This is a genomic window from Aeromonas fluvialis, from assembly GCF_000819885.1.
Taxonomy (GTDB): domain Bacteria; phylum Pseudomonadota; class Gammaproteobacteria; order Enterobacterales; family Aeromonadaceae; genus Aeromonas; species Aeromonas fluvialis.
In genome coordinates this window covers 146,868-167,870 of the sequence record NZ_CDBO01000052.1, presented here as the reverse complement: position 1 = coordinate 167,870, position 21,003 = coordinate 146,868, and the positions used below count along the sequence as shown (strand labels likewise).

At 59.7% G+C, this 21,003-nt stretch carries 16 protein-coding genes and 2 pseudogenes; 9 read left to right on the top strand and 9 right to left on the bottom strand.

Features of this window, described 5'->3' with window-relative positions:
- The 3 genes from BN1125_RS11260 to BN1125_RS11245 form a co-directional block, all read left to right on the top strand.
- Positions 1-666: transposase (locus BN1125_RS11260; protein ID WP_042012385.1), on the top strand; the 666-nt coding region annotated here is incomplete at its 5' end.
- A 455-nt stretch (positions 667-1,121) separates the two neighbouring features.
- On the top strand, positions 1,122-1,568 hold the full coding sequence (locus BN1125_RS11250; RefSeq protein WP_042012383.1) for a hypothetical protein: 447 nt from the start codon (positions 1,122-1,124) through the stop codon (positions 1,566-1,568).
- A 106-nt stretch (positions 1,569-1,674) separates the two neighbouring features.
- Positions 1,675-2,139 carry a hypothetical protein gene (locus BN1125_RS11245; protein WP_156993290.1) on the top strand — a complete coding sequence of 155 codons (465 nt, stop codon included), beginning with the start codon at positions 1,675-1,677 and terminating at the stop codon, positions 2,137-2,139.
- Between the two features lie 227 nt (positions 2,140-2,366).
- Here BN1125_RS11245 and BN1125_RS11240 read toward each other — a convergent pair.
- Both BN1125_RS11240 and uvrD read right to left on the bottom strand, forming a co-directional pair.
- Positions 2,367-3,079: pseudogene (locus tag BN1125_RS11240) on the bottom strand (transposase); the annotation flags it as partial.
- A 175-nt stretch (positions 3,080-3,254) separates the two neighbouring features.
- On the bottom strand, positions 3,255-5,426 hold the full coding sequence (gene uvrD, locus BN1125_RS11235) for a DNA helicase II (RefSeq protein WP_042012381.1): 2,172 nt from the start codon (positions 5,424-5,426) through the stop codon (positions 3,255-3,257).
- 478 nt (positions 5,427-5,904) lie between these two features.
- On the opposite strand from uvrD, the gene BN1125_RS11230 reads away from it, so the two are divergent.
- From BN1125_RS11230 to BN1125_RS11215, 5 genes and pseudogenes are all read left to right on the top strand, one after another.
- The gene (locus BN1125_RS11230; protein ID WP_042012380.1) at positions 5,905-6,903 is read left to right on the top strand and encodes a BMP family lipoprotein; all 999 of its coding nucleotides are present in this window, start codon (positions 5,905-5,907) and stop codon (positions 6,901-6,903) included.
- Positions 6,904-6,988: 85 nt separating this feature from the next.
- Positions 6,989-8,566 (top strand): ABC transporter ATP-binding protein, encoded by a 1,578-nt coding sequence (locus tag BN1125_RS11225; RefSeq protein WP_042012379.1) that lies wholly within the window; start codon positions 6,989-6,991, stop codon positions 8,564-8,566.
- Positions 8,566-9,684: an ABC transporter permease gene (locus tag BN1125_RS11220; protein ID WP_042012378.1), complete on the top strand. Its 1,119-nt coding sequence runs from the start codon at positions 8,566-8,568 to the stop codon at positions 9,682-9,684. Before BN1125_RS11225 ends, BN1125_RS11220 begins: the two co-directional genes overlap by 1 nt.
- A gap of 2 nt (positions 9,685-9,686) precedes the next feature.
- Positions 9,687-9,789, top strand: a pseudogene (locus BN1125_RS19905) (ABC transporter permease); the annotation flags it as partial.
- Positions 9,790-9,798: 9 nt separating this feature from the next.
- Entirely contained in the window at positions 9,799-10,764 is a 966-nt protein-coding gene (locus BN1125_RS11215) for an ABC transporter permease (RefSeq protein WP_042012377.1), read from the top strand.
- Between the two features lie 85 nt (positions 10,765-10,849).
- Here the strand turns inward: BN1125_RS11215 and mgtE are convergent, their stop codons facing one another.
- From mgtE to nirB, 5 genes are all read right to left on the bottom strand, one after another.
- A complete protein-coding gene (mgtE, locus tag BN1125_RS11210; RefSeq protein WP_042012376.1) occupies positions 10,850-12,274 on the bottom strand; it encodes a magnesium transporter in 1,425 nt (474 codons plus the stop codon).
- A gap of 147 nt (positions 12,275-12,421) precedes the next feature.
- Positions 12,422-13,822: a siroheme synthase CysG gene (cysG, locus tag BN1125_RS11205; protein WP_042012375.1), complete on the bottom strand. Its 1,401-nt coding sequence runs from the start codon at positions 13,820-13,822 to the stop codon at positions 12,422-12,424.
- Positions 13,823-13,834: 12 nt separating this feature from the next.
- Positions 13,835-14,647: a nitrite transporter NirC gene (gene nirC / locus BN1125_RS11200; protein WP_042012374.1), complete on the bottom strand. Its 813-nt coding sequence runs from the start codon at positions 14,645-14,647 to the stop codon at positions 13,835-13,837.
- 57 nt (positions 14,648-14,704) lie between these two features.
- A complete protein-coding gene (nirD, locus tag BN1125_RS11195; RefSeq protein ID WP_042012373.1) occupies positions 14,705-15,022 on the bottom strand; it encodes a nitrite reductase small subunit NirD in 318 nt (105 codons plus the stop codon).
- A 100-nt stretch (positions 15,023-15,122) separates the two neighbouring features.
- Positions 15,123-17,669, bottom strand: coding sequence for a nitrite reductase large subunit NirB (gene nirB, locus BN1125_RS11190; RefSeq protein ID WP_042012372.1), 2,547 nt, complete (start codon positions 17,667-17,669; stop codon positions 15,123-15,125).
- 485 nt (positions 17,670-18,154) lie between these two features.
- Between nirB and BN1125_RS11180 the strand changes: the two genes are divergently transcribed.
- Positions 18,155-18,718: a BUD32 family EKC/KEOPS complex subunit gene (locus tag BN1125_RS11180; protein ID WP_042012370.1), complete on the top strand. Its 564-nt coding sequence runs from the start codon at positions 18,155-18,157 to the stop codon at positions 18,716-18,718.
- A gap of 202 nt (positions 18,719-18,920) precedes the next feature.
- On the opposite strand, the gene hslU is transcribed toward BN1125_RS11180, so the two are convergent.
- Together hslU and hslV are read right to left on the bottom strand one after the other, a co-directional pair.
- On the bottom strand, positions 18,921-20,249 hold the full coding sequence (hslU, locus tag BN1125_RS11175) for an HslU--HslV peptidase ATPase subunit (RefSeq protein ID WP_042012369.1): 1,329 nt from the start codon (positions 20,247-20,249) through the stop codon (positions 18,921-18,923).
- Positions 20,250-20,328: 79 nt separating this feature from the next.
- Positions 20,329-20,862 carry an ATP-dependent protease subunit HslV gene (gene hslV / locus BN1125_RS11170; protein ID WP_005355550.1) on the bottom strand — a complete coding sequence of 178 codons (534 nt, stop codon included), beginning with the start codon at positions 20,860-20,862 and terminating at the stop codon, positions 20,329-20,331.
- Positions 20,863-21,003: the final 141 nt, after the last annotated feature.

Here is a 21,003-nt window from a genome sequence, read left to right as displayed (position 1 = left end):
ATGTGTGGGAATACGCAGCCCCTATTGGTGCGGCGCTGGTATCAGGGGGAGCCGCTGATTGAACCCGAGCAGGCTGTTGTGCAGCAACTGATTGCAAAATGGCGTGAGCGACTTCACTCCATCAGTTGGTTTGTGCGATTACTCAATGAAAATCTGGCGCGGCAGGCCAATTTGGAGGATGGCTGCAAGGGCCATTTCTGGGAAGGTCGTTTCAAAAGTCAGGCCCTGCTCACCGAAGCAGCGCTGCTAGCCTGCATGACATATGTTGATCTCAACCCGGTTCGAGCCAAGCTGGCAGAGACGCCCGAAGAGAGCGACTACACCAGCATCAAGCAGCGGCTCGATGGTGAACAGCCCGCTGTATCATTGCCGCCCCTGCTATTGCCATTCGCCAGTCAGGGTCAGCTTGATGATTTGCCTTATGTTTTCGCAGATTATTTGATGTTGGTTGACTGGACTGGTCGAGCCATCAGAACCGATAAACGAGGTCACATCCCCGCTCATCTCGCGCCTATCCTGCAACGGCTTGGCCTTGATGACACACAATGGCTGCGGCAAGTGGCACTATTTCGGCGCCGGGGGATCAGAGCAGTGGGTGACAAGGTGCATTGTCAGCAGTTCGCCCAGCACTGTGGTCAACGGCGATGTCACCAACCCGCTTTGTGATCCGATAACGTCATTTCATCATCAAGCCAAACAGCAACTCCGGTAGGAGGTTGCGTATTGCCTGAGCAACGCGTTTTCACGTCAGCGCGCCCCTTTCTTCTCAGATTTTACATTGATATCAGCCAGAGCGATGGTGGCAGTGACGAACATCCACGGTGTGAGTATCCCAGCAGCGCCTTTGTCAAAAAGGTGGATGTCCCCTTACTGAAAAAGGTGGGTGTCCCAGATTTTTTTCAGCGCGCCCCTTTCTTCTCAGATTTTACATTGATATCAGCCAGAGCGATGGTGGCAGTGACGAACATCCACGGTGTGAGTATCCCAGCAGCGCCTTTGTCAAAAAGGTGGGTGTCCCAGATTTTTTGATTTTTTTTTTTTCAAAAAGGTGGGTGTCCCAGATTGTGCCACCATATTTAAGTTGTTAAAGTATTTATTTTTGCAGGTTACAGGGGGTGTTGATGCGGTTTGAAATAATGATTTTATCTGCTCTTTTATCAGGTTGTACGTCAAGCGGTGTCAGCCATATTGAAGGGGGTGGCAATTGGCAGTACGTGAAAAACCTAGATGGAGAAAGTGACGCCAATATGGCTGTGCTTAAGTCTGACAACCCAGCAGATAAAAGCGGGATATCAGTAATATCCAGGCAGCAATTTGATGAGAAGAAATTTGCATTTCTAGCTGTATTCCCAAAAAATGGGGAGTGCAGCCCCGTCCTTAATATCAATAATGATGAATTCTCACCTGACTTAACAAGACTCAATGATTTGCATGGAGTGTGTCAGTACATGATTGATGACAGCAGGGCGGAATACATAGCAAAGTCACTGATGGACACTAACTCGGTTACGGTAAATGGCGTCGATTTTACCACCTCAGGCTTTTCTATGGTGTGGCCAAAACTCTGACGATTTGCCCGCCAAATGGCGGGCTATTTATTGGTGTAGCAACGGAAAAATCACTTATGTTTGTTCCTGTTGTGAACAATTAATTGGGCGAAAGAATAAAATGAGAATGTTACCAACCCTTTTCTTCATGGCCATGTGCATTTCTAGTAATGCACAAAGTGAAGGGGCGCGCGCTATTTATGATGCTATATTGAAGAAGGAAATGGAACAAGCAGAGCTTTCCAAAAAAAATAACGCAGTAAAAAAAGACATCATTGATGGATTGAGGGAAGAGGTTTCCAATTTTAATAGAATTGCCCCTGTCGATTTTGGTAATGATGTATATATGACCTCTGCTAGCGTGTCAGATTATGGCCATATGACGATTCGAGTAACGTCAAAGTCAACGACTAGATTCCAAGTAAACCCCGCGTTAATAAAGGAGAAGTTGACTCAACTTGCATGTGAAGGCAAAGCTATATCACGTGGATTCAATGCTGGGTTGAGCGCCAGCATGTTACTAACAACTGTTGATGGGTTTGATGTTAATACTGGTGTAATTAATAAAACAGCATGCTCTAAATACAACTAGCCCGCCACTCGGCGGGCTTTTTTATGGGCGCTTACCGCTGGTACATCTGCTGGTACGCATCCACCGCTTGCGGTGTCTGGTTCACATTACGGTTCAGTACCGGCGCAGACAGCATATGGTTGATAGCTGCGGCCTCGGCTGCCCGCCCGCCTCCTTGCTGCATATGCTGGATGACGCCACCATAGCCGCCCTTGGTATACGCCGGTCGCCCGTCAGTGGCGGCAGAGCCGTGGCAAGTTGGTCACCCATATGCAGAATCGCTTCTCCTCGGCGAACCAGCGCCGGATCAATCGATACTCGTACTTGCCCGATCTCACATCCATATCCAGCACTTCTGCCCGGCAGTGCCGCCGTCCGGCCTCCTTGAGTGACATGCCGGTCAGCTCTTTGGCATCTGGAAGGAACTGACGCTCTGACGCGGTATCGGCTGAGAGCTGCATACAGGCCGGCTTTTGCTCCAGCAGCGACATGAGCATGTGACATTCGATGGCGGCTGGGCTGATGGCCTTGAATCGCCCGGGAAAGACAGTGGCAAGGCGCTTGTGGACCGCAAAAGAGGTGTCGTCTTGCAGCAATACCTGCTTGAAGGCGCCTTGGGCAACGTCCTGCACTTGCTGGCCGATGCGCAGGGCAATGGCTCGTTCAACCAGGGCCTTCATAAACTGGGCAAAGGCGGGTTTACGCAACTGGTTGTGAAAGGGTTTGTAGGAGACTTGATGTGAGTCAACTAGCTGTAAGCCATTGAAATGCTGATGCAAGTTGGCAATGACATCGACCTTGTCTCCCCCGAAGGCGCGTAGCAGGGAGGTGACCAGCATCCAGGGAGTAAGGGAGTAATAGCGCGCAGACGCAGGCAAAACTTGCAGAGGCGGGCAATGCGCTCAAGCTCGGCGGGAGCGAGGAGTTGATTGAGATAGTGGTTGGCGTGGATAATAGTCATGGCTTCGGGCGTGGCTGTTTTGTTAGGCGATAAAATCAGATCACAAACGAAGCCTTTTTCATATCTATTTCAATTGGTTGTCGCTAAAGATCCTGTATATGAATGCTGCCTTTATCACAGAGAGAAAAATCAACCCGGCCTAAGCCGGGTTGGTTGCATCAAAAGACGGGAAAAATCAAAGCGCTTCCAATCTGGCATACGCCGTCACCAGCCACTTGGCACCAACGTCGTCGAACTGGATCTGCACCCGGCTCTGCTGGCCGACCCCTTCGAAGTTGAGTACTACCCCTTCGCCGAATTTTGGATGGAGCACCCGCTGGCCGAGCTTGATGCCGCTGGCGTCGAAGCTCTGTTGCACCTCGTTCTGGCTAAAGCGGCCGTACTGGGTGGGTCTGCTGACCTGGGTGCGCAGCCGGATCTCTTCCAGACACTCGGCGGGGATCTCGCGGATAAAGCGGCTCACGCTGTGCTGCATTTCGCGGCCATAGATGCGGCGGCTCTCGGCATAACAAATGTAGAGCTTCTCCATGGCGCGGGTCATGCCCACGTAACAGAGGCGCCGCTCTTCCTGCAACCGGCCCGACTCCTCGGCAGATTGCGGGCTGGGGAACATCCCTTCCTCCACCCCGACCAGCAGCACCAACGGGAACTCCAGCCCCTTGGCACTGTGCAGGGTCATCAGCTGCACCGCATCGGCGTATTCGTCCGCCTGATTTTCCCCCGCTTCCAGCGCCGCGTGGGCGAGGAAGGCGGAGAGATCGCTCATATCCTCCAGCTCGTCCGGGCGATTGTACTGACGGCAGGCGGTGACCAGTTCGTCCAGGTTCTCTACCCGTGCCTGGGATTTCTCGCCTTTTTCCGCCAGATACATGGCCTTGAGGCCGGAGTGCTGGATGGCGATATCGGCCTGCTGGTGCAGCGGCAGCAGGCTGACCTGCTCCTCCAGCGCGTCGATCAGTTCGACAAAGCCGCGCACCGCATTGCCGGCGCGACCGGTCAGCACCTTGTCATTAAGCAGCCCCTTGGCCGATTGCCACAGGTTGAGCCCCTGATCCCGGGCGTTGCCGCGCAGGATCTCGAGGGTGCGATCGCCGATGCCACGGGTCGGGGTATTGACCACCCGCTCGAAGCTGGCATCGTCGCCACGGTTGTTGATAAGACGCAGGTAGGCCATGGCGTCTTTGATCTCTTGCCGTTCGAAGAAGCGCAGGCCGCCGTAGATGCGGTAGGGCATGGCGTCTTGCATCAGCGCCTCTTCCAGCACCCGTGACTGGGCGTTGGAGCGATAGAGGATGGCGCAGTCGGCCAAGAGGCCGCCCTTTTCCTTCCAATCCTTGAGGCGGCCGACCACGAAACGGGCTTCGTCCACCTCGTTGAAGGCGGCGTAGAGGGAGATCGGGTCGCCCTCGGCCCCTTCGGTCCACAGCTCCTTGCCAAGGCGCTCGGCGTTGTTGGCGATCACGCTGTTGGCCGCTTTCAGGATATTGGCGGTGGAGCGGTAGTTCTGCTCGAGGCGGATGGTCTCGGCTCCCTGATAGTCGGTCAGGAAGCGCTGGATATTCTCGATCTTGGCGCCGCGCCAGCCGTAGATGGACTGGTCATCGTCCCCGACGATCATCACCTTGCCGCTGTTGCCTGCCAGCATCCGCAGCCAGGCGTACTGGATGCCGTTGGTATCCTGAAACTCGTCCACCAGGATGTTCTGGAAGCGGTCGCGGTAGTGCTCGAGGATGTGGGGGCGGTTGAGCCACAGCTCGTGGGCGCGCAGCAGCAGCTCGGCAAAGTCCACCAGACCGGAGCGATCGCAGGTCTCCTGATAGGTCTGGTAGATCTTTTGATAGGTGCGGGTGACGGGATCGCCATAGAGGTCGATGTCGCCGGGGCGCAGCCCCTCGTCCTTCTTGCCGTTGATGTAGCTCATCACGGCGCGCGGGGCCCAGTGCTTCTCGTCGAGGTTGAGCGCCTTGATGACGCGGCGGATCAGCCGGTACTGGTCGTCGGAGTCGAGGATCTGGAAATCCTGCGGCAGCCCGGCGTCCAGATGGTGGGCCCGCAGCAATCGGTGGGCGATGCCGTGGAAGGTGCCTATCCACATGCCGCGCACGCCGTCGCCGATCACTTTCTCGACCCGGCCGCGCATCTCGGCCGCCGCCTTGTTGGTAAAGGTCACCGCGATGATGGAGAAGGGTGAACAGCGTTCCACCTGCATCAGCCAGGCAATGCGGTGCACCAGCACCCGAGTCTTGCCCGAACCGGCGCCAGCCAGTACCAGCAGGTTGCTGCGGGGCGCCGCAACGGCATCTCTTTGCTTGTCGTTGAGCCCGTCGAGCAGGGTTGAAACGTCCATCACCACTCCTGTTTATTTATACAGGCGGGGATTATACGGCCATCCCCCCGTCAGACCAAATCCAAACTCGGGGGGAGGGGCTCGCGCTGGCGCCGGTGCGGCCATTTTGGCTGGCGCAGAAAAGGGGCCTGCTGTCGCCAACCCTTGCTCAGGTTGTTTGAGGCGATTTTGCGAGCCGGATCACGGGCTGGCCGGGGGGCTGGATGAATAAGCAGGGAAAACGGTTTACAGTAACTTGCTGAACAACAAGAGAAATGTCGTTTGGGTCTTTTTCTGTCAGCATAAAAACCTGAAAAACAGCTTAAAAACAACTGCTTATTAGGTTACTTGCTTATTATTCAAACCGTTAACGCAAACGTTTTTCCCTTATCATTTGCTTGACCCGCATCGGGGCTGACTTAGAGTAAGCCAGCGTGCTAGATAGCCTGTTTTGCAGGCAAGCAAGTTCCCTCACTTAATAACAATCAAGGATACGATCGTGACTAAAGTGCTCAAGCTGGCCACCGTGGCCTCCCTCACTCTCGCTGCTCTCTCTGCTCAGGCTGCTTCCGAGCCAGCCGTGATTTATGACACCGCGGGCAAGTATGACAAATCATTCAACGAAGCCGTATTCCGTAACGGCGTCGAGCTCTACAACAAGGACAAGGGCGTCAAGGTCAAAGAGTTTGAACCCCAGAACGAAGCCCAGCGCGAGCAGGGGCTGCGTCGTCTGGCCAGCCGTGGCAATGGTCCGATCGTGGCGGTCGGTTTCAACATGGGCTCTGCCGTCGAGAAAGTGGCGACCGAGTTCCCGAAAACCCAGTTCACCATCATCGACATGGTGGTCGACAAGCCGAACGTCCAGTCGGTCATCTTCAAGGAGCATGAAGGTTCCTTCCTGGTGGGCGCTCTGGCTGCCATCGCTTCCAAGAGCGGCAAGGTCGGTTTCGTGGGCGGCATGGATATCCCGCTGATCCGCAAATTCCAGTGCGGTTACGAGCAGGGTGCCAAGTTCGTCAATCCGAAGATCGAAGTGTTCCAGAACATGGCGGGCTCTACCCCGGCCGCGTTTGCTGACCCGGCCAAAGGTGCCGAGCTGGCCAAGTCCCAGTTCGCCAAGGGCGCTGATGTGGTTTACGCCGCAGCTGGCGGTACCGGTATCGGTGTCTATCAGGCAGCCAAGGACAGCGGCAAGTTCGCCATCGGGGTGGACTCGAACCAGAACCACCTGCAACCGGGCACCATGCTGACCTCCATGGTCAAGTCGGTGGGTCTGGCCGCTTACCAGACCTGGGATGACGGTGCCAAGGGCGAGTGGAAGCCGGGTATCAAGAACCTGGGTCTGGCCGAGGGCGGAGTGGATTGGGCGCTCGACAAGGATAACGAGAAGCTGATCACCCCGGAAATGAAAGCCAAGGTGGATGCCATCAAGGCCGACATCATCGCTGGCAAGGTCAAGGTTCATGACTACATGAGCGATAACACCTGCAAATACTAATTAGATAGTTGCTACGACTCTCAACGCACCACCGGCCCGCACGGGCCGGTTTTTAGTCTTATTTCATGACACGCAGGGCTGCATCATGGACCAGACAGATCGCTATGCCATCGAATTAAGAGGTATCGATAAGCGGTTCGGCGACGTTTACGCCAACAAGCTGATCGACCTCAAGGTTCGCAAAGGCAGTATCCATGGCATTGTCGGCGAAAACGGCGCCGGTAAATCCACCCTGATGAGCATCATTTACGGTTTCTACCACGCCGACAATGGCGAGATGCTGATCGACGGGAAACCGTTCAACCCCCATGGCTCACAAGATGCGATTGCCGCAGGGGTGGGCATGGTTCACCAGCACTTTATGCTGGTCAATAACTTCACCGTGTTGGAAAACGTCATCCTCGGCGCTGAGAACGGCTGGCACCTTCAGCAGAGCGTGGCGGCGGCCGAGAAGCTGCTGGGCGAACTGGCGCGGGATTATGGCCTCGACGTGCCGCTGCACGAGAAGGTCGAAGATCTGCCGGTGGGCCTGCAACAGCGGGTCGAAATTCTCAAGGCGCTCTATCGTGGCGCCCGCATCCTGATCCTCGACGAGCCGACCGGGGTGCTGACCCCGCAAGAGGCGGATCACCTGTTCGAGGTGCTGAAAAAACTGCGGGATCAGGGGGCGACCATCATCATCATCACCCACAAGCTGCGGGAGATCCTGGCCATTACCGATCAGGTCTCCATCATGCGCCGTGGCGAGATGGTGGCGCACGTGGCCACCAAGGATACCGACAAGGAGCAGCTGGCCGAACTGATGGTAGGCCGCAAGGTGCGGCTCAAGGTCGACAAGGGGCCAAACCAGCCCGGCGAGGCCAAGCTGAAGATCGAAGGGCTCAGCTACGTCGACGCCAGCAAGGTGGAGCGGGTCAAATCGGTCAGCTTCGAGGTGCGGGCCGGGGAAGTGGTCGGCATCGCCGGGGTCTCCGGCAACGGCCAGTCCGAACTGCTCAGCCTGCTTGGCGGCATTCTCACGCCGAGCAAGGGGGGCTTCACCATCAGCAGCCGCAGCGGCGTGCACAAGGTGAGCGCGGAGCACCCGGCCGATCCCGAGCGGGTGCGCAACTACGGCCTCGGTCATGTGCCGGAAGACAGACACAAGATGGGGCTGATCAACCGCTTCGAGGCGAAAGAGGCCTTTATTCTCGGTTATCACCGCCGCCCGCAATACAACAAGGGGTGGCTGCAGAACAAGGAGGCGATTCAGCAGGATTGTCAGGCCAAGATGGAGAAGTGGGACGTGCGCCCGCCCCATCCCGATCACAAGACCGCCAACTTCTCCGGTGGCAACCAGCAGAAGCTGGTGATCGCCCGTGAAGTGGAGCAGGACCCGGATGTGCTGTTGATCGGCCAGCCGACCCGCGGGGTCGACATCGGCGCCATCGAGTATATCCACCAGCAGATCATCGCCATGCGCGACAAGGGCAAGGCGGTGCTGCTGGTCTCGGTGGAGCTGGACGAGATTATGAGCCTCGCTGACCGGATTCTGGTCATTGCCGACGGTCGCATCGTCGGCGAGCTGGATGGTGCCAAGGCGGATGAGCGCACCATAGGTCTGATGATGGCGAACATAGTTCCCGACGAGGTGGCCGCGAGCCAGCCCAAGGAGGCCCACTGATGAGCCAAGTACGCATTCCTGCCTGGGTCTCCGTGGGCGTTTTGTCTGCGGTCAATATCCTGCTGGCCTTCCTGGTGTCGGCCATCCTGTTCTCCTACCTCGACATCAACCCGGTCGATGCCGCCAAGATCATGTGGTACGGCGCGTTCGGCACCGGTGAAGGGGTTGGCTTCACCCTCTACTACGCCACCGGCTTTATCTTTACCGGTCTGGCGGTGGCGGTCGCCTTCCACGCCGGTCTGTTCAATATCGGTGGTGAAGGTCAGGCCTATATCGGTGGTCTCGGTGTCGGTCTGGTCTGTCTGATGCTTGGCGATGTGCTGCCGTTTGCCCTGCTGTTGCCGCTGGCCATCATCGCTGGTGGTCTGTTCGGTGCGGCCTGGGCCTTTATTCCGGCCTGGCTGCAAGCCAAGCGCGGCAGCCATATCGTGATCACCACCATCATGTTCAACTTCATCGCCGCTTCGCTGATGGCTTATCTGCTGGTGGAGGTGTTCAAGCCGCCCGGCTCGATGGCGACCGAGAGCCGGGTGTTTGCCGAAGCGAGCTGGCTGCCCAAGATGAGCGGGCTGGCGAGCCTGTTTGGCGTCGAGATACCCAATAGCCCGCTCAATATCAGCTTCTTCTGGGCGCTGATCTGTGCGGCGCTGGTGTGGGTCTTTATCTGGCACACCCGCTGGGGTTACGAGATCCGCTCGGTCGGCGCCAGCCAGAGCGCCTCCGCCTACGCCGGTATCTCCTATCCCAAGGTGGTGATCCTGGCCATGGTCATCTCCGGCATGCTGTCGGGCTTCTTTGCCCTCAACGTGCTGCAGGGTGAGCTGCACCAGATCAAGCTCAACTTCGTGGAAGGGTTCGGCTTCACCGGTATCGCGGTGGCGCTGATGGGGCGCAACCATCCGGTCGGCGTCATCATCGCCAGCCTGCTGTTCGGTTTCCTCTATCAGGGGGGCGCCGAGCTCAGCTTCGAGTTCGGTGTCGACCGCAACATCGTCGTGGTGTTGCAGGGTCTGGTGATCCTGTTCTGTGGCGCCCTTGAGCACATGATGCGTCCGCGCATCGAGCAGCTCTATCTGGCGTTTGCCAACCGCTCAGCCGCACAAGCTAAAGGAGTCTGATCATGTTTGAAATTCTGATCCTGATGCTGGATGCGACCATTCGTACTGCGCCGCCGCTCATTCTGGCCGCCATGGATGACAGGAATGTTCTGCGAGCAGAAGGGAGCGCAAGCCATGTTTGAAATATTGATCCTGATGCTGGATGCGACCATTCGGACCGCACCACCGTTGATTCTGGCCGCCATGGCCGGCATGTTCTGCGAGCGCTCCGGGGTGGTCAACATCGCGCTGGAAGGCAAACTGCTGGCGGCGGCGTTCGCCAGTGGTGCGGCGGCTGCGGTCTCCGGTTCTGCCTGGGTGGGTCTGGGGGCCGGGGTGGGTGTCTCCATCCTGTTCGCCCTGATGCACGGCTTTGCCACCATCACCCACCGCGGTGATCAGGTGGTGAGCGGCATGGCCATCAACATTCTGGCGGCCGGTCTGACCGTGACCCTGGGCCGTTACTGGTTCGATCAGGGTGGCCAGACCCCGGCGCTCTCCGGCGATGCCCGTTTCGCCCCCATCGATCTGCCCTATGCCAAGGAGCTGTGGGATGTGCCGGTGATCGGCCAGCTCTACAGCGAGCTGTTGAGCGGCCACTCCCTGCTGGAGTACGTGGCGTTTGCCTGCGTACCGCTGGCCTGGTGGGTGATGTTCCGTACCCGCTTCGGTCTGCGCCTGCGGGCGGTGGGCGAGGCACCCGCAGCGGTCGATACTGCCGGTATCTCTGTGGTGCGGATGCGCTACACCGCGCTCATCATCGGCGGCCTGCTGGCCGGTATCGGCGGCACCTATCTGGCGGTGGCCCAGACCGCCCAGTTCATCCCCAACATGAGTGCGGGCAAGGGCTTTATGGCGCTGGCGGCACTGGTGTTCGGCAAGTGGCGACCCTGGAATGCGCTGGCGGCGTGCCTGCTGTTCGGCTTCCTCGATGCGGTGGCCATCCGGTTGCAAGGGGTGAGCATCGGCGGCTTCGCCATTCCGGTGCAGGCCATCGAGGCGCTGCCCTACATCCTGACCGTGTTCCTGCTGGCCGGCTTTATCGGCCGTGCGGTGGCACCCAAGGCGCTCGGCACCCCCTATGTGAAGGAGCGGGAGTAGCGCACTTTATTGCGGTATTTCCGACCACACAGATAACAGCAGGCCCACTTCGGTGGGCCTGTTTTTTTATGGTTTGAGTGGCTGGCTACAGCAAGAAAATGGTCGCCAGCCCGAGGAAGATAAAGAAGCCGCCGGTGTCGGTGATGGCGGTGATCATCACGCTGGCCCCCACCGCCGGGTCGCGACCGAGGCGGGTCATGGTCATGGGGATGATGACCCCCATCAGGGCCGCCACCAGCAGGTTGAGCATCATGGCGAGGGTCATCACGGCGCCGAGCGCCGCATCCTGATAGAGCAGATAGGTGGCAATGCCCATGGTACCGCCCCACACCAGCCCGTTGATAAAGGCCACTCCGAGTTCGCGCAGCAGCAGGAAGGAGAGGTTGCCCGCCTGAATATGCTGCAGCGCCAGCGCCCGCACTATCATGGTGATGGTCTGGTTGCCGGTGTTGCCGCCGATCCCCGCGACGATGGGCATCAGGGCCGCCAGCGCAACCAGCTGGGAGATGGTGTGCTCGAACAGGCCGATCACCCGCGAGGCGACAAAGGCGGTGCAGAGATTGAGCGCCAGCCAGGCCCAGCGGGTCTTGACCGCCTTGGAGACGGGTGCGAACACATCCTCCTCTTCGCTGATCCCCCCCATCCGGCGCAGGTCGGTGTCACTCTCCTCATAGACCAGGTCCACCACCTCTTCGACGGTGAGGCGGCCCATCAGCTTGCCCTTGCCATCCACCACGGCGGCGGAGAGCAGGTCATCCCGTTCGAAGGTACGGGCGGCCGCTTCGTCGTTATCCTCGGGATCGAAGGTGACCGGATCCCGCTCCATCACATCGCTCACCAGAGTCGCGGGTTTGTGCAGCAGCACGGTCGTGAGGGCCAGCTCCCCCAGCAGGTGGTTGCGGCGATCGATGACGAACAGCTTATCGGTGTTGGCGGGGATCTTGCCGCGCAGCCGCAGATAGCGCTGCACCGTGGCCAGATTGACTTCGGGGCGGATGGTGATGATCTCGAAGTCCATCATGGCACCGACCGTGTGCTTGCCGTAGCGGATCACCTCCCGCACCCGCTCTCGCTCAGCCGGAGCCATGTCGGTGAGCAGCCGCCCCATCAGATTGCGCGGCAGGTACTGGCCCAGATAGATCTGATCGTCGATATCCAGGGTGCGCAGGGCGTGCAGCAGCGCCTTGTCGCTCATGCCGCTGATCAGGCTTTCCCACACCGTTTCCGAGGCCTCCACCAGCACCTGACCCCGTTTGTCTTCCTGCACCAGCTGCCACAAGGCGTGGCGCTCGTCCGGTGGCAGTGACTCCAGCGCATCGGCGATATCGGCGGCAGGCAGGCCGTTGACCAGCGAGATGATTTCGCTGGTTTGATCCAGCTGCCCGGCATCCGGGGTGGCCTGCGGATCGATCAGGCTGTCGGTGAGGGCGTCATCGCCCAGCAGCAGGGTGAGAATGCGGGATCTGTCATCCGCGCGCTGCCTGGCGCTGTTCTTGATGGGAAGAGACATGGGATGAATTCCTGAGAGGGTGGCCAAGGGCTCAATGCCCATAGGATACCAGACTTAAAACAACAGGTTATGACCGTGATGGGAGAAGAGGGGGGTAAAAGTGAGGCCACCTGCTGGTGGCCTCATGGTTATTTGCCGAGAATCGCCTCAGGCGAGGGCTTGCTGGCGCTGCGGGGCCTCGCCAAACCAGGCGAGCTGGTCGGCCAGGGTCACCACCGAGCCCACCATGATGAGGGCCGGGCTTTCGACCCCCACCGCCAGCGCGGGCAGCTCATCGAGGGTGCCGCGAATGACCCGCTGGCAGGGCTGGGTGCCGCGCTCGATGAGCGCCACCGGGGTGCTGCCCGGCTTGCCGTTGGCCAGCAGTTGCTCGCGGATGGTGGCACAGCTGGACAGCCCCATATAGAACACCAAGGTCTGCTTGTCTCTGGCCAGCAGGGGCCAGTCGAGATCCTGTGCCCCTCCCTTGCCGTGGGCGGTGACGAAGCGCACGCTCTGGGCGTGATCCCGGTGGGTGAGGGGAATGCCAGCGTAGGCGGCGCAGCCACTGGCTGCGGTGATCCCCGGCACCACCTGAAAGCCGATGCCGCTGCCCACCAGCGTCTCCAGCTCCTCGCCGCCACGGCCGAAGATAAAGGGGTCGCCCCCCTTCAGCCGTACCACCCGTAGGCCCTTCTTCGCCTCGTCCAGCAAGAGCTGGTTGATCCCCTCCTGGGGCACGCAGTGGTTGCCCGCCTGCTTGCCGACGAAGATCCGTTTGGCGTCGCGGCGCACCAGCGCCATCACCTCGTCCGAGACCAGCCGGTCATAGACCACCACGTCCGCCTGCTGCATCTGGCGCAGGGCATGCAGGGTGAGCAGGCCCGGATCCCCGGGGCCGGCGCCCACCAGTACCACCTCGCCACCACTCTGGCTGTCGTCGGCAAACAGGCTGTCGGCCAGCTGGTTGGCAGAGGCGCTATCCCCACGGGCCAGCGCCTGACCGAGGCGATCGGCCCCGAGCAACCGCTCCCAGAAGCGGCGCCGCTCCCCCATGGTGGCAAAGCGGGCTTTGACTCTGTCCCGCAGGCTGCCGGCAAAGGTGGCGACAGCCCCCAGATGCTGCGGCAGCAAGGCTTCGAGCTTCTCCCGCAGCAAGCGGGCCAGCACAGGGGCCTTGCCGCCGGAGGAGATGGCCACCATCAGCGGCGAGCGATCGATGATCGACGGCATGATGAAGCTTGAGCGTTTCGGGTCATCCACCACGTTGGCAAAGATCCGCGCCTGATTGGCGCTCTGGTAGACCAGCGCATTCACCTCGCGCCGATCGGTGGCGGCCACCACCAGCCACTTGCCTGCCAGTTGTTCCGGTGCAAATTCACCGGCCAGCCACTCGATGTTCCCGTTGGCAGCCAGTTCCGCCAGCTCGGGGTCGAGCTCGGGTGCCACGACGGTGAGGCGGGCACCGGCATCCAGCAGCAGGCGCGCCTTGCGCTCTGCTACCTCGCCGCCGCCGACCAGCAGCACGGGTTTGTTATCGAGTCGGCAAAAGATGGGCAAGTAGTCCATGGGGCCTCCTGATCAGGCGGTTTGGGTCTGGCTGGCGGTGCTGGTGGCTTCGCTCACCGCGACAGGGCGCTCAGCCTTGGGGGTGGCATACCAGTAGCCGAGACCCATGAAGAGAACCCCGGAAACGGTGTTGCCCAGGGTCACCCACAGCAGGTTGTGGCCGATGCCGCCCAAGGTAAAGGCCTCAGAGTGATTGCCGAACCAAGAGATGGCGAACAGGGTCATGTTGGCGATGGAGTGCTCATAGCCGGAGGCGATAAAGGCCAGCAGGCACCACCAGATGGCGATGAAGCGGGCGGCGCCTTCGGTGCGCAAGGTCATCCAGATCGCGAGGCAGACCAACCAGTTACAGAGGATCCCTTTCATAAACAGGGTCATTGCGGGCATTTGGGTCTTGGCCAGCGCCACCTTGTGAGCCAGGCTGCCAGCATCTGGCAGCAGGCTGCCGCCGTAGGAGTAGAGCAGGGCTACGAAGACGGAACCCAGCAGATTGCCTGCCCATGTCTGAGGCAGGATACGTAAGGCATCACCGGTGGTGATAGTGCCCGACTTAATCCCGAAGGTGAGGAACATGGTGTGACCGGTGAAGAGCTCGGAGCCAGCCATGATCACCAGAGTCAGGGCGATGCCGAAGGTGGCCCCCATGACCAGCGGGCGAATGGTCGGGTCGACCAGATTACCGAGGGTGAAGATCAGAATGATACCGAGGCCCACATAGGCCCCCGCCATGGCGGAGCTGAGCCAGAAGCCGAGCTTGTCGCTGCGCTCGAAGCGGTTGATACGGGCCGCGTTGGCGGCGCACTTGTTAATGGTTTCCGTGTACATCTTTTGAGTCCTTGAAAGGGCTGCCTTCAGGCAGCCAGAAAGAGAGTGAAATCGGCTTTAGACGGCGACCCAGACCTGCTGGTCGCGCACGTCAACGGGGTAGCTCTGTACCGACATGGCCGGGTTATCGAAGCAGTGGCCGTCGCTCAGGCGAAAGCGCTGTTTCTTGAGGGGGCTGGCCACCCAGAGTTCGCCGTCGTGTTCGCAGATAAGGCCCCGCGACAGCACGTTGGCGGCGAAGAAGGGATCCCGGTTGTCGATGGCGAACACCTCGGCGGCCGCGCTCGGGCGGAACAGGGCGATCTGGCGACCTTCCAGCAGGGCACAGACGCCGGTTCCCGGCAGGATGTCGTTGAGTTGGCAGGCAAGTTTCATCGCTTAATCTCCACCTCGAGTTGGATGAACTGGCTATCGAGCAGGGCGCAAACGTCCATGCAGCCCGGCAGGGTGTCGTTGAATTGGCAGGCAAGTTTCATCATTTGGTCTCCACCTCGATCTGGTAGACGGGGATGCGCTCGGCCGGGGTCGCCGGTCGGTGCTGGTCGCGCTCGGTGACGAACTGGACGTCCGGGTCACGCTTGTCGCTGTTGATGAAGTGGCTGAAGCGTTGCAACGCTTGCTCTTCGTTGAGGGTGCGCGACCATTCGCACTCATAGCTGTCGATCAGGGTCTGGATATCGCGTTCCAGGGTGTCGGCCAGCCCCAGCTTGTCGTCGACGATCACCTCGCGCAGGTAGTCAACGCCCCCTTCCAGATTGCCGAGCCAGACCGAGGTGCGTTGCAGTTTGTCGGCGCTGGTGACGTAGAACATCATGAAGCGGTCGATCAGCTTGATCAGGGTCTCCTGGTCAAGATCCGACGCCAGCAGGTCGGCGTGGCGCGGCTTCATGCCGCCGTTGCCGCCTATATAGAGGTTCCAGCCCGCGTCGGTAGCGATGACACCCACGTCTTTACCCTGGGCTTCCGCACACTCACGGGTACAGCCGGAGACACCGAACTTCATCTTGTGCGGGGTACGAATGCCCTTGTAGCGGTTCTCGAGGAAGACCCCGAGGCCAACGCTGTCCTGCACCCCGAAGCGGCACCAGGTGCTGCCGACACAGGTTTTGGCCATGCGCAGCGCCTTGGCGTAGGCCTGACCGGTTTCGAAGCCTGCGGCCAGCAGTTTGCGCCAGATGGCGGGCAGATCATCCTTCTGGGCACCGAACAGACCGATGCGCTGAGCGCCGGTGATCTTGGTGTAGAGCTTGAAGTCGCGGGCCACTTCGGCCACCGCCAGCAGCCCTTCCGGGGTCACTTCACCGCCGGCCATACGCGGGATGACGGAGTAGGTACCGTCCTTTTGCATATTGCCGAGGAAGATGTCGTTGGTGTCCTGCAGCGGGATGTTGCGCGGGCTCAGCACATGCTCGTTCCAGCAGGAGGCGAGGATGGAGCCGACGGTCGGTTTGCACACCTCGCAGCCATAGCCCTGACCGTGTTTGGCCAGCAGCTCGTCGAAGCTCTTGATCCCTTCGACCTTGACCAGATGGAACAGCTCCTGACGGGAGTGGGGGAAGTGGGCACAGAGGTGGTTGTTAACCTCGATGCCCTGCTTCACCAGCTCGGCGTTGAGCACCTGACTGATGAGCGGCACACAGCCGCCACAGCCGGTACCGGCCTTGGTGTGCTGCTTGATGGCGGCCAGCGTGGTGTGACCCTCGGCCACCGCTTGGGCGATGTCGCCCTTGGAGACATCGAAGCAGGAGCAGATCTGGGCGCTTTCCGGCAGGGCATCCACCCCCAGCGTCGGCTTGGCACCGGCGTAGGCGGGCAGGATCAGGGTGTCCGGGTGGCTCGGCAGCGGCAGGGCGTTGAGCATCATCTGCAGCAGGTTGCCGTAATCTTCCACGTCACCCACCAGCACGGCGCCAAGCAGGCGACTGTTGTCTTCGCTCACTACGATCTTCTTGTAGACGCCAGCCTGATCGTCCTGAAACACATAGCTGTGGCTGCCCGGGGTGCGGCCGTGGGCATCGCCGATGGAGCCAACGGAGACGCCGAGCAGCTTGAGCTTGGCGCTCATGTCCGCCCCCTCGAAACGGCTGTCGCCGCCGAGCAGATGGTCGACGGTGATCTGGGCCATCTTGTAGCCCGGGGCCACCAGCCCGAAGAAGCGGCCCTGCCAGGCGGCGCACTCACCGATGGCATAGATGTCGGGGTCTGAGGTGAGGCAGTGATCGTCGATGACGATGCCGCCGCGCTCGGCGATGGCGAGATCACCGTAGCGGCCGAGGGTATCTTGCGGGCGGATACCGGTGGAGAAGACCACCACGTCAACTTCCAGCTGGCTGCCATCGGCGAAGGCGAGGCGGTGTTTCGCCTGTTCGCCGCCATGCATCAGGATTTCGCTGGTGCTCTTGCTGGTGTGAACCTGCACGCCCATGGATTCGATCTTGCGGCGCAGCAGCTGGCCGCCCTGACCGTCGAGCTGCTCGGCCATCAGCACAGGAGCAAACTCCACCACATGGGTCTCGAGTCCCAGCGCCTTGAGGGCACCGGCCGCTTCAAGGCCAAGCAGGCCGCCCCCGATCACCACCCCGCTCTTGCCGCTCTTGGCGGCACTGCGGATGGCTTTCAGATCCTCGATGGTGCGATAGACGAAGCACTCGTGGTGCTGGCTGCCCACAATGGACGGTACCCAGGGGTAGGAGCCGGTGGCCAGCACCAGCTTGTCGTAGCCGACGACGGTGCCCTTGTTGGAGTGCACCTCGCGGTTGGCCCTGTCGATTTTTTTCACCGCTTCGCCGAGCAGCAGGCGGATGCCGTGTTTGTCGTAGAAACCGGGTTTGACGAGGGAGAGATCTTCGCTGGTGTGATGGGAGAAGTAGGAGGAGAGATGGACGCGATCGTAGGCGGGGCGGGGTTCTGCACCGAAGACGGTGATCTCGTAGCAGCCCGGGTCGGCCCGCTCGATCAACTCTTCGATGAAGCGGTGCCCCACCATGCCGTTGCCCACAACGACCAGTCTGACTTTGCTCATAGTTGCCTCAAGTTTGGAGTAATAAAACATCATTCTGTGGCTAGGCTACCCAGTCGGTCGGGGCGGGCAATTGATGCAAATCAAGTGTCTCTTTATATATTCCGTAATGGGTAATTCGATAAAATTCAAAGATATACAAAAATAGGTATACCAGTTGATGGTTTTTGCACTGGTGTGGGGCGAGGGATGGCGGAGAGCAAGCCCGGGTTACCGAAAGCCAGGAGGTGAAAACTTTTATCGGAAAAAGGCCGGCCTCGCTCTGGGTAACCGGTTCGCCCCCAGTGTCGAGTTCGTCGAGGAACCGCCACTGCGGCAAGTGCTGTAGCCGCCGGATCGGCATCGCAGTAAGCCTCAAATGGGGGAGCTCTCTGTGCGGCCTGCTGGGCATCTGGACCTGTTAAGCCATTGATAGGATCCAGTTTTGCAACCATGAGTGGCGATGAGATACACTCATCCCCACCCTGATTTCGTAACTAATTGAACCTATGAAGCTGATCCAGACGGGCAAATATTCGCGCGTTTATTTCGATAACCAGAAGCAGACCTTCATCAAGGAGTTTTCGCCTGAGCCCTTCAAACGGTTACTTTATCTGCTGCGCCTGCGCCCCTACCCGGGCCATAACTTTGCCCGCATCGCCGCTAGGCTGGCTGAGCTCGGGGTGGCGACTCCCGAGATCACCTTGGTCGAACCCTATCGTCTGATCACCCGCGATATCGAGGCAGACGCACCGCTGCGTGAGCGGATCCAGGATTCCCCCCTGTTACAGCAGCAATATCTCGAACTGCTCGCGCTCTGTTGGCGTAACCGACTCTTCTGTCGTGGTCTGCATACCGGCAACTTTCTGGTGAAGGGGGAGCGGCTGGTTGCGATTGACCTCGACGCCTACAAGGATTGTCGCTGGCTACCATTCAATCGGCACGAGTTTCTCTACTGCTGGGAGAGTGTGTTGCAGCCCGGCGAGAAGGCGCTCTTCCCCCGTTTCCTGTCGATGCTGGGGTTGCCGGCCGATTTTATGAAGGGAAAATTGAAGGCCGATCGCCGCCCGTAAGGGTGAGATAGCGTGGGTGTGCCATCCCGCGTCCTATCTATTGCCCGTGCGCGCGGCGGCACAGACCGCCCTTGCTGCGGTACCCGCAAGCAGCAGATCCTCTTTTCAGCATAGGCAAAAACAGAGGGGAGGCTCCCGAAGGTAGCCTCCCCTTGTCTTGCTTGCTCACTGTGTCGAAGACCTGCGCAGCGCAAGGCCCCGCTTACAGAATAAAGCGGCTCAGATCCTCATCCTCGACCAGCGCCCCGAGGTGGGCGTTGACGTAGTCGGTGTCGATGACAAAGGTCTCGCCCGACTTCTCGGAGGCATCAAAAGAGATATCTTCCATCAGGCGCTCTATCACGGTGTGCAGGCGACGGGCACCGATGTTCTCGGTCCGCTCGTTGACCTGCCAGGCCGCTTCGGCCAGACGGCGGATACCATCCTGAGTGAATTCGATATTGACCCCTTCAGTGCCCATCAATGCTTTGCACTGAGCGGTCAGAGAGGCGTTCGGCTCTGTCAGGATCCGCTCGAAGTCATCTGTGGTCAGGGCGGTCAGCTCGACCCGGATCGGCAGACGACCCTGCAGCTCGGGGATCAAATCTGACGGCTTGGCGATCTGGAACGCACCGGAAGCGATAAACAGGATATGGTCGGTTTTGACCATGCCGTGCTTGGTGTTGACGGTGCAGCCTTCCACCAGCGGCAGCAGGTCACGCTGCACCCCTTCGCGAGAGACATCCGGGCCAGAGCTTTCGCCCCGTTTGCAGACCTTGTCGATTTCGTCGAGGAAGACGATGCCGTTGTTTTCGACCGCAGCGATCGCTTTTTGCTTCAGCTCTTCCGGGTTGACCAGACGGGCCGCCTCCTCTTCGATCAGCGCCTTCATGGCCTCTTTGACCTTGATCTTCTGCTTCTTCTTCTGGTTTTGGCCCAGGTTCTGGAACAGACCCTGCAGCTGGTTGGCCATCTCTTCCATGCCCGGCGGGGTCATGATTTCGACGCCCATCGGAGAGGCGGAGAGCTCCAGTTCGATCTCCTTGTCATCCAGCTGACCTTCCCGCAGTTTCTTGCGGAAGATCTGGCGGGTGTTGGAGTTGTCGGCCTTCTCTTCCTCACCCCAGGTGTTGCGCGGGTTGGGCAGCAGGGCGTCGAGGATGCGCTCTTCGGCGGCTTCCTCGGCGCGGAATTTCATCTTCTCCATCTCGGTTTCGCGCACCAGTTTGATGGCGGCATCGGTCAGATCGCGGATGATGCTGTCCACTTCCTTGCCGACATAGCCCACTTCGGTGAATTTGGTCGCTTCTACCTTGATGAAGGGGGCATTGGCCAGCTTGGCCAGACGGCGGGCGATCTCGGTCTTGCCGACACCGGTCGGGCCGATCATCAGGATGTTTTTCGGGGTCACTTCATGGCGCATCTCTTCATCGAGCTGCATCCGGCGCCAGCGGTTACGCAGGGCAACGGCAACGGCGCGTTTGGCATCGGCCTGACCAATGATGTGGCGATTCAGTTCGTGGACGATTTCTCTCGGGGTCATCTCGGACATGATGGTGTTCCTGTATCCGGGGCGGGCAGGGCCCACCCCTTGGAGAATGGGGTTTGGCTGGTGGCCTTATTTCGCCGACTTATTTAGCTAAATAATCCAGCACTTCAATGGTGTGGTTGCCGTTGGTGAAGACGCAGATGTCGCCCGCAATCTTGAGGGACTTTTCGACAATGGTCCTGGCATCGAGCTCGGTGTTTTCCAGCAGGGCGATGGCGGCGGACTGGGCGAAGTTGCCGCCGCTGCCGATGGCGATGAGATCGTGCTCCGGCTGCACCACGTCACCGTTGCCGGTGATGATGAAGGATTTGTGTTCGTCGGCCACGGCCAGCAGTGCTTCAAGGCGGCGCAGGGCGCGATCGGTGCGCCAATCTTTGGCCAGCGCCACGGCGGCGCGCTCCAGATTACCCTGATGGGCCTGCAGTTTGGCTTCGAAACGTTCGAGCAGGGTGAAGGCGTCGGCAGTACCGCCGGCAAAACCTGCCAGTACCTTGCCGTTGTAGAGGCGATGAACCTTGCGGGCGTTGCCCTTCATGACGGTGTTGCCAAGAGAGACTTGGCCATCGCCACCGATGACGACCTGACCGTTGCGGCGAACTGAAACTATGGTAGTCACTTTACTTACCTCGCTTGAGCCGAATGACGGCCTGACTGTGCATGGCAAGAAAGATGGGGATGGCTAACGGGCTTTTCAACCCTGCCTCTGGTCGGGATAAACGGGTAGCAAACAGCGTGGGTGCGAGTGGCACCAAAAGAG

Excerpts from the sequence above, each read along its gene's own strand:
- BN1125_RS11215 (WP_042012377.1), top strand. The coding sequence starts at position 9,799 with ATGTTTGAAATATTGATCCTGATGCTGGATGCGACCATTCGGACCGCA.
- mgtE (WP_042012376.1), bottom strand. The coding sequence starts at position 12,274 with ATGTCTCTTCCCATCAAGAACAGCGCCAGGCAGCGCGCGGATGACAGA.
- nirB (WP_042012372.1), bottom strand. The coding sequence starts at position 17,669 with ATGAGCAAAGTCAGACTGGTCGTTGTGGGCAACGGCATGGTGGGGCAC.
- BN1125_RS11225 (WP_042012379.1), top strand. The coding sequence starts at position 6,989 with ATGGACCAGACAGATCGCTATGCCATCGAATTAAGAGGTATCGATAAG.
- nirD (WP_042012373.1), bottom strand. The coding sequence starts at position 15,022 with ATGAAACTTGCCTGCCAACTCAACGACATCCTGCCGGGAACCGGCGTC.
- cysG (WP_042012375.1), bottom strand. The coding sequence starts at position 13,822 with ATGGACTACTTGCCCATCTTTTGCCGACTCGATAACAAACCCGTGCTG.
- BN1125_RS11245 (WP_156993290.1), top strand. The coding sequence starts at position 1,675 with ATGTTACCAACCCTTTTCTTCATGGCCATGTGCATTTCTAGTAATGCA.
- BN1125_RS11220 (WP_042012378.1), top strand. The coding sequence starts at position 8,566 with ATGAGCCAAGTACGCATTCCTGCCTGGGTCTCCGTGGGCGTTTTGTCT.
- BN1125_RS11180 (WP_042012370.1), top strand. The coding sequence starts at position 18,155 with ATGAAGCTGATCCAGACGGGCAAATATTCGCGCGTTTATTTCGATAAC.
- uvrD (WP_042012381.1), bottom strand. The coding sequence starts at position 5,426 with ATGGACGTTTCAACCCTGCTCGACGGGCTCAACGACAAGCAAAGAGAT.
- hslU (WP_042012369.1), bottom strand. The coding sequence starts at position 20,249 with ATGTCCGAGATGACCCCGAGAGAAATCGTCCACGAACTGAATCGCCAC.
- BN1125_RS11250 (WP_042012383.1), top strand. The coding sequence starts at position 1,122 with ATGCGGTTTGAAATAATGATTTTATCTGCTCTTTTATCAGGTTGTACG.
- nirC (WP_042012374.1), bottom strand. The coding sequence starts at position 14,647 with ATGTACACGGAAACCATTAACAAGTGCGCCGCCAACGCGGCCCGTATC.